Source organism: Nostoc sp. FACHB-892 (assembly GCF_014698795.1).
In the GTDB taxonomy this organism is placed as follows: domain Bacteria; phylum Cyanobacteriota; class Cyanobacteriia; order Cyanobacteriales; family Nostocaceae; genus Nostoc.
In genome coordinates, this window is the sequence record NZ_JACJTR010000092.1 from 1 (window position 1) to 11,475 (window position 11,475).

17 protein-coding genes are annotated in these 11,475 nt (G+C 39.8%); 6 read left to right on the forward strand and 11 right to left on the reverse strand.

The window, feature by feature from the left end; all coding sequences use genetic code 11:
• The first annotated feature begins 351 nt into the window (after nt 1-351).
• On the forward strand, nt 352-540 hold the full coding sequence (locus H6G96_RS38800; RefSeq protein WP_190919740.1) for a hypothetical protein: 189 nt from the start codon (nt 352-354) through the stop codon (nt 538-540).
• 460 nt (nt 541-1,000) lie between these two features.
• On the opposite strand, the gene H6G96_RS42745 is transcribed toward H6G96_RS38800, so the two are convergent.
• The 3 genes from H6G96_RS42745 to H6G96_RS38810 form a co-directional block, all read right to left on the reverse strand.
• Nucleotides 1,001-1,129 carry a hypothetical protein gene (locus tag H6G96_RS42745; RefSeq protein WP_277933099.1) on the reverse strand — a complete coding sequence of 43 codons (129 nt, stop codon included), beginning with the start codon at nt 1,127-1,129 and terminating at the stop codon, nt 1,001-1,003.
• 183 nt (nt 1,130-1,312) lie between these two features.
• On the reverse strand, nt 1,313-1,759 hold the full coding sequence (locus H6G96_RS38805) for a hypothetical protein (protein WP_190919743.1): 447 nt from the start codon (nt 1,757-1,759) through the stop codon (nt 1,313-1,315).
• A 281-nt stretch (nt 1,760-2,040) separates the two neighbouring features.
• A complete protein-coding gene (locus tag H6G96_RS38810; protein WP_190919744.1) occupies nt 2,041-2,595 on the reverse strand; it encodes a hypothetical protein in 555 nt (184 codons plus the stop codon).
• Nucleotides 2,596-2,813: 218 nt separating this feature from the next.
• Here H6G96_RS38810 and H6G96_RS38815 point away from each other — a divergent pair, with 218 nt between their 5' ends.
• Entirely contained in the window at nt 2,814-3,497 is a 684-nt protein-coding gene (locus H6G96_RS38815) for a site-specific integrase (RefSeq protein WP_347242342.1), read from the forward strand.
• Nucleotides 3,498-3,569: 72 nt separating this feature from the next.
• On the opposite strand, the gene H6G96_RS38820 is transcribed toward H6G96_RS38815, so the two are convergent.
• From H6G96_RS38820 to H6G96_RS38830, 3 genes are all read right to left on the reverse strand, one after another.
• Nucleotides 3,570-3,926 carry a hypothetical protein gene (locus tag H6G96_RS38820; RefSeq protein ID WP_190919746.1) on the reverse strand — a complete coding sequence of 119 codons (357 nt, stop codon included), beginning with the start codon at nt 3,924-3,926 and terminating at the stop codon, nt 3,570-3,572.
• Between the two features lie 234 nt (nt 3,927-4,160).
• On the reverse strand, nt 4,161-4,469 hold the full coding sequence (locus tag H6G96_RS42070) for a hypothetical protein (RefSeq protein WP_242063625.1): 309 nt from the start codon (nt 4,467-4,469) through the stop codon (nt 4,161-4,163).
• A gap of 171 nt (nt 4,470-4,640) precedes the next feature.
• On the reverse strand, nt 4,641-5,252 hold the full coding sequence (locus H6G96_RS38830) for a GUN4 domain-containing protein (protein WP_190919748.1): 612 nt from the start codon (nt 5,250-5,252) through the stop codon (nt 4,641-4,643).
• A gap of 199 nt (nt 5,253-5,451) precedes the next feature.
• On the opposite strand from H6G96_RS38830, the gene H6G96_RS38835 reads away from it, so the two are divergent.
• Complete coding sequence (locus tag H6G96_RS38835; RefSeq protein WP_190919750.1) at nt 5,452-5,598, forward strand: hypothetical protein; 147 nt, start codon at nt 5,452-5,454, stop codon at nt 5,596-5,598.
• 266 nt (nt 5,599-5,864) lie between these two features.
• On the opposite strand, the gene H6G96_RS38840 is transcribed toward H6G96_RS38835, so the two are convergent.
• The gene (locus H6G96_RS38840) at nt 5,865-6,380 is read right to left on the reverse strand and encodes an AbfB domain-containing protein (protein WP_190919752.1); all 516 of its coding nucleotides are present in this window, start codon (nt 6,378-6,380) and stop codon (nt 5,865-5,867) included.
• Nucleotides 6,381-6,638: 258 nt separating this feature from the next.
• Between H6G96_RS38840 and H6G96_RS38845 the strand changes: the two genes are divergently transcribed.
• Complete coding sequence (locus H6G96_RS38845; RefSeq protein ID WP_190919754.1) at nt 6,639-6,821, forward strand: hypothetical protein; 183 nt, start codon at nt 6,639-6,641, stop codon at nt 6,819-6,821.
• Nucleotides 6,822-7,071: 250 nt separating this feature from the next.
• Nucleotides 7,072-7,470 carry a hypothetical protein gene (locus H6G96_RS38850; RefSeq protein WP_190919756.1) on the forward strand — a complete coding sequence of 133 codons (399 nt, stop codon included), beginning with the start codon at nt 7,072-7,074 and terminating at the stop codon, nt 7,468-7,470.
• A 259-nt stretch (nt 7,471-7,729) separates the two neighbouring features.
• On the opposite strand, the gene H6G96_RS38855 is transcribed toward H6G96_RS38850, so the two are convergent.
• Nucleotides 7,730-7,933, reverse strand: coding sequence for a hypothetical protein (locus H6G96_RS38855; RefSeq protein ID WP_190919758.1), 204 nt, complete (start codon nt 7,931-7,933; stop codon nt 7,730-7,732).
• A gap of 344 nt (nt 7,934-8,277) precedes the next feature.
• Nucleotides 8,278-9,036, reverse strand: coding sequence for a DUF559 domain-containing protein (locus H6G96_RS38860; protein WP_190919761.1), 759 nt, complete (start codon nt 9,034-9,036; stop codon nt 8,278-8,280).
• A gap of 309 nt (nt 9,037-9,345) precedes the next feature.
• On the opposite strand from H6G96_RS38860, the gene H6G96_RS38865 reads away from it, so the two are divergent.
• Entirely contained in the window at nt 9,346-9,486 is a 141-nt protein-coding gene (locus tag H6G96_RS38865) for a hypothetical protein (protein ID WP_190919762.1), read from the forward strand.
• A gap of 225 nt (nt 9,487-9,711) precedes the next feature.
• Here the strand turns inward: H6G96_RS38865 and H6G96_RS42750 are convergent, their stop codons facing one another.
• Together H6G96_RS42750 and H6G96_RS38870 are read right to left on the reverse strand one after the other, a co-directional pair.
• Nucleotides 9,712-9,846, reverse strand: coding sequence for a hypothetical protein (locus H6G96_RS42750; RefSeq protein WP_277933100.1), 135 nt, complete (start codon nt 9,844-9,846; stop codon nt 9,712-9,714).
• A gap of 213 nt (nt 9,847-10,059) precedes the next feature.
• The coding region (locus H6G96_RS38870; protein WP_190919764.1) for a hypothetical protein at nt 10,060-11,475 on the reverse strand (1,416 nt) is incomplete at its 5' end.

The following is an 11,475-nucleotide window of genomic DNA, read 5'->3' on the forward strand; positions in this document are numbered from 1 at the left end:
AGTCAGTGTTACTACTGATTGCTTTTCTTTCAACCTTCAAGATTAGTCTTCAGTACTATTGTCTATTTTTTATCTCTAATTTTCTAAGTACTTTTTTCTGAGCCTGAGCTTTTAGTCCAAACTCCAGTAAAAACTTCACTACCTTTTTTATATTGCTTCCGCACCTCATACTGATAAATCCAGACCCCAGGTTCAGACATTGGTTCATTGACTAACTGCTGTCGGATTCCCTTTAATTACTGAAGCTTCTCTATGATTTGGTCAATGGGTTCGCCATTAGGCGTGCGGGAGGTATCAGTCATGGCACTTATAAAAGTTATGCTTATTTAAAAATGTTAAGGCATAACTCCTATGACCGCGCTAGCGGAATTTGGCTATGGCGATCGCACCAAATCGTCGCACCAAATCGTCAGCGCAGTTATTGACGTTGTTGGGGTGCTAGACTTAACTGGCAGATTCAGTGCTACTGCGACGACGGTGCTGCCGCGTCTTTTTGCAATCGTATCGCTTGGGTTAATTCTCAATATTGAGAAAATTTGACTTCGGCTGATGTAATATTTATTGAGCAAAGAAGATTTAACTCTGAGATGTCAAAAGCCTCTTTGTCTGGTTTTTCGATCTGCACACTACTGGACTTATTTATATAAGTTAGGGGAATGGCGTGCAGGTAATCTTTGGTTTTAGGCTGCACAGCACCACCTTGGTTTTAATAAATAGAAAGGGTAGCGTGCAGGTCATCTTTGGCTCTGGGGCTGCACACCACTACCCTGGCTTTAATAAATAGGGAGGGTAGCGTGCAGGAATCTTTGGTTTTTGGGGCTGCACACTACTCTCCTTGTTTATATAAGTTAGGGGGGTGGTGTGCAGGTAGTCTGGGTTTTGAGGCTGCACACTACTCTCCTTGTTTATATAAGTTAGGGGGGTGGTGTGCAGGTCATCTTTGGTTTTGGACTGTACAGCGACACAGCATCCTCACCACTACTGCCTCAACTTCCATCCATTAAATTTTAGCGGCGATTTGCTTAATTGGCTTGGGCAATTCTATGGTTGGCGATCGCCAATTGGGTGTTCGGTTGCAATTGTAATCATAGCCTGCCAACCTCAGTTTTAACTTTTGAATAAATGGCATGGCTTTTGAAGTTTCAATTTCTCGCCCCGAATAAAATCACCTCATCTGATTGGGACCGCGCCACCAAAACAAAAAAAAGGTATTAGGGAATGAGTGGAGGCGATCGCACCCAATCCCAAAAACAAACCCCGTGCGACGCGAGGTAATACGGGGTCGAATTGGGGACTTATTTTAAAGGCTTGCTTAGTAAGCAGCTATCTCAGCACCAGGATCAATGTAAATTCTTGCACCATTGCGATCACGAGTACAGGTAAGAACCATTGTGGTTGGCTCGCTCAAATTAACAAGTGTAACCCCACTGATTGTAGATACATAGGATGCACCCGCTCCTGTCCCCGCGAAGGTTGCGTGTATAGACAGAATCTCACCTGTTTCTCTAGCGCGGACATAGCATCGCACGGCATCGTTGCTTCCAGTGTTTACAGGTGACGCTGAATAATTAATTATCCACTGACCAGCAGGAACAAGAATTTGGGTTAGTCTGAGTTCTTGATTTGCAATACTAGGTAAATCAAGAGCCTGTGTTGTTTTGCTAAAGAATGCTGTGCCAATTGCTGTTGCAGGCAGTGTTAAACTGACTACTGATCCAATAATTGCGAACAAGGAACTACTTAATGCTAATAGTTTCATAGTCAATATTATGCTGTTAATAACATCTTACGAAGCTGTTTACTGGAATTAGAGCCTGTCAAGAAACAACTTTTACAATTTATTATCTAGAAAGCTTGCTGAGAAAGCATTTCTGGCTCTAAAAAGGCAAGGTTGTTACATGACAAGCTCTTATTGCACCTTTTATACAAATCGCGATCAAGGTGGTGAGATTATTTGGGCGTGGCACTGGTGAAATTATGAAAAATTGGCGGGATATTTGAAAAACCTAAACAATGCCTGCTATGTCGAGTTCTAACGCCCTATTTTCCAACAGCTATCCAATTAATATGGAATTGCTGTGTGTTGGCAAACTCTGGTGTCAAAGTTGGATATAGAGTAGTTACATCAGTTTCAGAAAAACGTATATAAACACTAAAATTAGTTGGTGTAGTCCTATAAACTGACGACGCTCCCGTAACTCTCCAGTGATAACCTAAACCACCTAGAGAAATAACGTATTTTGGAGTAGATGTAAAACCAGCTTCACTAGTATCTACATCTACATAGATTCCTGCCTCAATTCCTGGGGGTGCTGCATTATTTGAATATGATTTCCAATTTGTAGCGCCTGGAGTCGTAGAACCCGCAAAGATTTTTGTGTTTCCAAATATAGCACTATAACTTTGATTATCAGCCGAGTTGGGAAAAACTTTAGTGTTCGCTTTTTGAGCGGTTGCTTTTTGAGCTAACGGTGTAAAGTTCACAATGATACTAGAACCTAAAATCACCAAAATTGGTACTACTAGGAATATAAGAAGATTTTTCTGAAAAAGATTTTTAAAATGCTGCAAATGTGTAAACAATCTTGATTTCATGCAAAACTCCTTTAATGTTTGGCAAACGCTTTGGAAGAGATACGAAGTTAATAGAGCTTGAGGCATTATCAATCTATGAAGATGAAGTAAATCACAATTAATTTGCATCAAGCTATTAACCACACACCTCTACTTGACTTTCCGGCTTACAAGTTTTATGCAGAACCAGTTATTTCTTTACAAAACTTTACCCAGTTCGTTGCAGTACTCTCTAAACAGTGATCGCTAATCTCGGTCAAGCAATTGCAGTTAATCAAGTGTCAATTCGTTGTAGGCATGGACGCGCTAAGGTTTTAATACAGCAAGAGATACAGCTAATTTTTAGCGACAATTTGGACAATGACCGCGATCGCACAATATTTGGCGTATATTTATTTAGTGCCTGTAGAATCCGCGAATGCTGTACCCTGTTCACCCAAGATATCTACACACCCAAGGGCAATGTCAAACCCCGGCTGGTGATTAGAAAGTCAAACACCAAGGGTAAACTTGCAACCCGGTCAATCCCAGTGATTGAAGACTTACGGCGTTTACTCACTGAATACTACCCACTGGCCGGAGAGATTTATCTGTTCCCCGGTCGCAGTGATGGACACATCAGCGAAGACTCAGCCTCTAGGATTTTGAGAGGAGCTTGCAAACAAGTTGGGATAATTGGCGTATCTACACATAGTTTTCGGCGTAGCGCTTTAAGCCAACTTAGTAACGTTGGCATTCCTTTGAGGGTTGTGATGGAGATATCCGGGTATCGTAAGTTAGAGCAGTTGCAGAGATATTTGGAAGTGAGCGATGAGCAGGTGTTGGGGGTGGCTGCAAGCTTGGCTATGTTGTCACCTGTGGCTAGAAGTGGTGTAGAGCTAGACACAGATAAAAAACTTGAAATTGACGCACATTATTCCTAATAGGGATTTAGGTTAATTGCAATTACTATTTAACCCTGGTTTAAGGGCTAGGTGATTAGTCCCTGCCTTTTTCTAGTTGCAAAGGTAGCGATAGTAGGTAGCACCGTTACTATCTAGCTTGATGTTTGTAACTATTGGATTTTTAGGAGAAAAAGCTTGGATAAGTTCACCATTCAAATTAAATCTTTTTCTTGCTAGAAGTACAATAGTTCTTTCCTCACAACTAATAGTTGCATTAACTTGGCGGATAATCTGCCCATCTTTGTGCATTATCCAGAAATTATAATTACCATTATTGTCAGTGAGAATAGAATCAGTATCTATCCCCACAAGTTGACGGCCACCTTCATTTAAGTCAACCCAATTCTCAGCCGCAGCAGGTAGAGCCGCAGACATAGCAATCATCAAACTCAACAAAATCGCTTTCATAATCGACACCCAAAAAATTCATCATCTCTTAGGCGTTAGCACTTAGTCATCAGGAATTCTAGGGATATTATATGAAGTTCTTATATGGCAACTGTTACACTTTCTGCAAATAACTCGTTTCAATCCCTAATAGTGATTTAAGTTAATTGCAATAGCCCAATCTACCGTTTTTTGTATTGTTGATTTGCGTTTCAATCCCTAATAGGGATTTAAGTTAACGTGAGTTCGACGGAGCTAAAAAACGGCAGGAGGTATTGCAGGTAAATCTTTTGGGTAAATATCAATCGACGGTTTTTTGGGCAAATGCCAACTTTGTAGCACGTGCAAGGTGTAGAACTCCTTGAAAGTTTTATAACCACTACCGTGAAATGCGATCGCAATTGTCATCACCTCTGATAAATGCATTTTTGATTTGCTGCGGCGCTCTCCCTTTGTGGATGGTAACTGTGGCACTTGTTGCCACAAGTTCTCCCACTGGTTGCAAAAATCATCTACGTCACAGAAGATTTGTACGATATCGAGGCGAGATACAATGGTAGACATAGCCGATACCCTCATTTTTCTTAGATATTTTTAGTCTCGGCGTTTTTTTGTGCCTTTTTTGCTCATTCTCAATTAATCTTCGTGATCGCACTTCGCCTGCCCAGTTAAGCAAATTCCTATCTAGCAAGCTTTTTGGGCTTTTCTATCCGTCGAACTCACGTTGACATACAGTTATTTGATATTGCACTGCTGCAACCGGATTGGCAGTTCTCGAATCCACCAACCGCCGAAAGCATTATTGATCCCCGTATTACCTGCGGGGCGAAAGGGAAAATAACCAACTGGGACAGTGCTGGGATCGTCGATAAGTGTTGATTGAGTAGAGTTCCAACCCACATTCCGCTCAAATCGTAACGAATCCTCGTAACTGAATCCCTTGAGGTTTCGCCAAATGGTTGCTTGAGTGCTAAATCCAAATCGCCCATTGCTGCTACTTTTCCAGAGGCGATCAACAATTTGTAAATCTGAACAGGCTACAGTTCGAGTGTCTGTTGCTCTCAAATAACCCTGTTGCTCTTGATGGGCAGCCTTGAGAACCAGAACCGAAGTCAACTGATTGGCTTCTTGCCATTTTCCAGTCTGTAGTAACTGTTGAAGCGCAGCGTAGTCAATTCCTTGCTGAGATCGCAAGGTATTTGGGATAGATGATAGCTGCTTTGACAATTGCGGCAAAGTTGTGGGAATGGATGAGGCAAGCAGACGCGGAGCGAGTAAGCTGCTCAAACCTATAATACTGAGTCCAGCAGTCATCAAGCTTTGGCTAAAAGTTCTGTGTTTTAACATTGTGTTCACTAAAGCGATAGATAGAGCCTCTGATCAACACTACAGTTTGAATTTTAGGATTTTCGAGGAAGAACAAACTGAATTTCTTTAGAACAGTGAAGTGTCGTTTAAGGAGAACTGCATCGCTGCTTGAAAAAGATAATCTTGGAACTTTCAATCAGGAATTAATCTTTACAACCCGGAATCTTTTTATACTCGTATGAGGATGATAGCTGGAGTGACACTTGGGCGATCGCCTTCGATAGCAAGCTACGCACTCCCCACCGCCGCTACAATCGCCTATACCAACTTGAGACTAGAATCTACACAGCCACCACTATACACACCCCTAGAATTGCAAAATTAATCCCACTCGTTATTGAAGTGGGACATTGGGTATTGGGAATGAGGCGAAGAGAGGAGAGGCGATCGCTTCCCCTTCAATCGCTCCTCACAATTTGACATTACTTTTGCAATTTCAATTTTTTACCGCAAATGCTTGGGCTACATCTAATTGCCTTCCCGCCGCACAGCCAAAACAAAAAAAGGGTATTCGGGAATGGGGAATGAAGGGAAGGGCGATCACACCCCCTTCAAACGCTCAATTAGCGTTACCTGTTTGTGTTTGTCTAGCTATGGACTCAACGGAGCCACTAAGTTAAAAGTGGCATCCTGTAGAAACAAAGTATTACTGTTGAAAGGGTCAATATATAGCTTCGCGTCTTTATGGCGTATATAGTAAGTGGGATAATTATATGATTCAAAGGAAACGGAACTCTTTGAATTTGCTAATCCTGGTTTCAAGCAAAATGTTGCATCTTTTCTAAACAGATCAGTATTGTTATTAACATTTAATACAATTTGACCAAATGAATGCCTTAAGAATAGACCTGGAAAATTTGATGATTCAAATGAAAGACAGCTAGTAGATGCTAATCCAGGCTTTTGTAGAAATGTTGCGTCTGCTCTGTCTAGAACACTTGAAATTTCACTGATCTCGCCAATTCCAATCTTATGGCGAATGTATTGGTTAGGGTAATTGTATGATTGTATAGAAATTCGCTGTGCAATCGCAGGATTAATTGACGCAGAAATAGATATAGGGAGCGCTGATAGGATGATTGCTAATGCAGAAAAAGCGTTTTTCATGGTTACAACTCTCTTGATGCTTTTTGCAACAATGCTCTTAATTAGAGTTTAATCTTAGTTCTATAAGCCTCATAAATAAATTATAAATATTTACTTTTCCCTACATGAAACTTAAGGGTTTCATGCAAAATATAGTCGAGTTAGCTCATCAATATCTATTTGAAACAAGTTAAGGATAAGTGAATTTTACCAATACGTATTTGAGTAATAAATGGGGGACGAACTACCAGTTCAGGAATGAATTTACGCCATTGAGCCTTGTCACTGAGCGATTTACCCCGGATTATTGAGCGGTTACATTACATTTTCAAGGCGATCGCCTGTCGAGGGTTACATCATCGCCCCAATAGTTATGCTTATTATTTTTCTGTGGCTAACTCCTATGACCGCGCTCCAAAATTGCATGATAACGATAGCGATCTCACCCAATCCCAAAAATAAACCCCGTGCGACGTGGGGGTGCTACGGGGTCAATTTGGCGGGGTGGGGGCATAGGTCATAGCCCATTGAGTATTCAGTATTGAGCAATAGGAAGGTGCGATTACTTAAATTTTTACGCTTTGTATGTGAATTTTTGTAATGAATTTCTGTTTTTTTGCGAAAAAATAGTTGAACAACTAGCTGCCTAGAAGCTTGACATACAATGCTTTTCTTGTCAGTATACTGAGGAAGATTCAAGTAAGATTTCTATATGTTAAATAAATTCAATTACGTGGCAAAGTTAGCATCAGCTTTAACTTTAACATTTCTTTCTATGGCTTTTGTAGCTCAAGCAGACCAAAAAGCTTTTGCTCAAGTTGTAAGAAGTGGTACATCAGGCTCTGGAAATTGGAAAGAATATGATCCAACTAGACCTGGTTTTGGTATTTATATAGATGTAAATGCTAATACAGGATTTGCCGGAACTCCAATTTATGTCACATCATTAGCTTGCAGAGGTAATTGTTGGATAGCTACAGGCGGATCAGCAGTTTATAACCCTACATCTAACACTTTTCGTGTTTATGTTCGTTATGTTGACGGTAGACCTCTGTATCCTGCTGATGCTTTGAGAGATGGTTGGACTATTAATTGGATTGCCACTCAATAATAACTCTTTTCTGCCAATCACAGTAGATTACAAAGTTTTGGTATTGCTGATTGTATATATGAAAATGATTTTGCATAATACTAAAATCCTTGTAGAGACGTAGTACTGTTACGTTTATACATCCGGATTCATACTTTAATTCAGCAATGCCAAGTTTTTTATATTTCTGAAAGTTTGTGATCTACAGCTAATTTTTAGTGACGGCTTGGACAATGGCCGCGATCGCAACAGGGAATTTTTACAAATGGATATGCGGTTTTTAGTCGTAGGGCGGGAAAATTACAATGTTGCTGCTGCCCTGGGTATTTATGTGGTGGTAATTATGCTGTGGTAAAGCATGGGATTTGTCGAGTTGGTTTTCTGACTCGTTAACAACCCAAGTTTCAGCTTCAACGCAACAGTTTTCAATCTCTCCATTTTTAATCTGTTTCATAATTAAATCAAATTCTTCTTGTTCTGTCATGGCACTTCCTTATTTCTTTTCAATCACTAAGAGGGATTTTCGTTAATTGCAATTAGGCTATCTAGTATCAATACTTATGAATTACTCTGCCACATTAGACCTCCACTACTTCTAAACTAAGTTTGCTCTCACCATACCAGTCTGCACCCAACACTTCTAACTGTGTGAAGAATATTTGATATTCCCATTCATTAAGAGTGAACTGCATACCTACAATAAACCCAGGTTCACCATCTTTATCGATTACAGTTTGCCCAAGCCCATACTTGGGTTGAGGGAATTCATAATCATCTCGCTGGCTTATTTTAAGCTTGTCGGCATAGTAATCATAGAAAAAATATTTTTTAATTAAATAAAGTTAAAAACTCGTCAATTACTGCTGAAGTATTGTGATAGCACTGTCCAGATGGAAATCTAACTGTAGTAATACCTTGACGTAAAAACACCCTATCTCTTTTATAATCCCAACCTCTTTGAGAACCAGCGTTATGATGATCACCATCAACTTCTAGAATCATACATTTCTGATTATGAAAAACTAAAAAATCAACTTCTGCTTTTTCTCTAAGTCTATTATCTTGATTAGTAATAGCCAAACCGTTAACGCTCATAAAACCATTAACGTTAGCAAAAAATATAATGTCTCTACTATATAAAGCTGTAGCAATTTTTTTCTCGGTTTCAGAACGAAGAGTTAAACCGTTCCAAGTTAATTGTTCTTTTATTTGATTGTTGATAAGTCGAGTTCTGACTAGGTGTTCTTCAAATCTGATGTTTTGAAATATTCTTTTTCTTTCAGTGTTATTATAATAAATAAACCACCAATATTCACTCCCTTTTCCGTCTCGCTGGTCTGCAAAAGCTAGATGTAAATGTTGATTAATTTCAAAGTAAAATCCTGTTCTTTGCCTAGCTTCTAGCCATGCTTGAATAGCGTCTTTATCAGCAAAGTCATAAAATTTTTGAAGAAAGTTTTTTAGAGAACTAGTCCGCACCTCTACATAATAAGGCAAGCTAGGAGCTACTGATACTAATGAACTATTTGAATTACTTTGTTCAGTACCAGCCGGATTAAAAACAGGTTTTTGTGTAGTTCTTGGCATAAAAAAATAGGATGTTATTCAGTTTTAACTAATTTAAAATAATCAAAAGAATAGAGAAAACACTTAACTAAATTATTAAATTAAATAAATAGGAATAATGATTTACTCGTACTAAACCAGAAAATTAAGGATTTATACTGCTGATATACCTAACGCGCTATATTTGCATATACCTGTTTAATTTTTAATAAAAGCACAACTGTATCGGGTAAAAAATCGGGAAATATCGGGAAAACGACATTGGTAAAGGTGGCGATCGCCTTCGTAGCAATCTGGCATCACTTTTGCAATCTCAAATTTTCACCGCAAATGAAATCGCCTCATTTAATTGCCTTCCCACCGCGTCGCCAAAACAAAAAAAAGGTATTCGGAGAATCGGGGAATGAAAGGAGGGGCGATCGCAAAGCTGTAAACCGCATGGTTGAAAGATTCTTTTCACTCGTAAATTGATATTTTTAGGACTTACGCTTTGACAGAAGCAATTAAATATGGGTATGGATTTTCAGGTATTCAAGTTTGATTTTTTCACCATTAGCCAGCGATCGCTACTGATATAAAGCTAGTAGCCAATAGCCTTTTAGAACTTGTAGTGTGGGTAGATAAAGTAGAAACCTCCACACACACTGATATAAGGGACACTGCGAGTGGTTAGCCTATTATTCTACACTTTCAAAATTAACCATTAAAAATTTCTATAAAAAGCTCCATACCACCAAAACCAAAGCCAAAAATCATAGGTTGCCCCGTCAAAATCCCAACCGTAATAACCGCACCGGACACAACAATACCAGTGATAGCGACAGCTTGCATTTTATTAACCCCAAATGTAGTATCTAGAACAAAAATGACATGAATTGTAAGTATTAAACATCGTTATATTTCCTGAAAAGTTATGTGAACTAATTGAAAAGATAAATTTGGTATTCAGTGGTTTACTTAAAACGTTAAATCGAAACTTTTTTGGCTGTTTGACGACTTCCACCTAAAAGCCTCTACAGTAAAGCATCCAGCCCTTTAGCCACTTTAATTTTTCCCTGCCTTAAAGCCTTCCCCACTTAGAAATTCTTCATTTATCAGCAACAGAATTTTATTTGTGTCCTTTCCTTTGTTGGCATAGCTGGCAGGGTTGCTAGGGTCTTTCTTGTTCTCCATACCGAATTTCGCGTTATGGCTTATTACTTCGTCTTTGTGCTGTTCAATCCAATCTCTTATCAGCAGACCGTTACAGCCTGATAAATCTCTGAGCGCTTGGTTAGTAATTGCCAATCGATCGCCCTCTCCAGTTGCCACAGTATCGTTATACAAACAGATTGCCTGATAAGACCTACGAATTTTTTCTACAGCTGCCCCAGCCGTTTTGCTCCCCCACACCTCGGCATCGGTCTTGGCTTGCCAGTCAATCTCTTCCTTTGGTGGTGCTACTTTGGCAGGTGTGGCAATGGTAGCAGGTGCGCTCAATGTTCCCCCAAGAGTTAACTTACTTACCATCTCAATAACTTTCTTTTCCAGCCAAGAATCTAACTCTGTGGCATTGAGGATAACTGTTTGGGGTTGTGGTGAGCTGGTTTCCGTTGCATCTTTCTCTTGTTGTAGTTGGTTATTCGCGGCTTCTAACTGGTTATTGGTTTCTTGTAGCTGTTTAACTTGTGCTTCTAACTGGTTATTAGCTTCCTGTAGCTGTTTAACTTGTGCTTCTAACTGATTATTAGCTTCCTGTAGCTGTTTAACTTGTGCTTCTGATTGGGCTAATTTTTGCTGTGCTGACTCTGGTAGCGTGGCAGTATCCAAACCTTTGTTATACGACTCAATTAAGGCGCTAACTACTGACTGATGGTTAGGTGCTTCTAATTGCCCTTGCAGGTAGCGAATAGCTTCTAAGTCTGAAGACTTAACCCGAACGTTGGCAAGTTTTTCTCTTGGCAGATCGCCGGGAAAGCCTACAGGTTTTGTAACATAATAATCTGAGTAACCAAGGGTAGTAGCGATGTGTTTTAAATCGCTATCACTGAGTTTGTCGCCTGGGGTAATATGACCGAGAAAGCAAGCTGCGAAGTACATTTTCGCCCCTAGTGAACCCTTACAATCTCGCTCGGTCACTAAACAAGCACAAGCTGCCCGTAATGCTGTACAGTCGTTCTGCTCTTGATCGTGACGGAAGTTTAAAACCGGTTTATTACTATCTTTGCCACCGAAATACTTTTTGACTATCCGACGCAGTGAATTGCCGCGCTTGTCTTCAATAATCTTATTTTGTGCTGCTACATCACGGGGAAACTTCTCAGAAACTTCTTTGAGTAATTCCTTAAGATTGCCATCCTTCCGTAAGTAAGCCAATCGCTCAATTATGTACGAAGCCCCTAACAAAGTAGAAATTTTAAAAACTGGCTTCTGACCACGCTTCTTGCCCTGTCCTTCAAACCATGCTTGATAAGATTCACC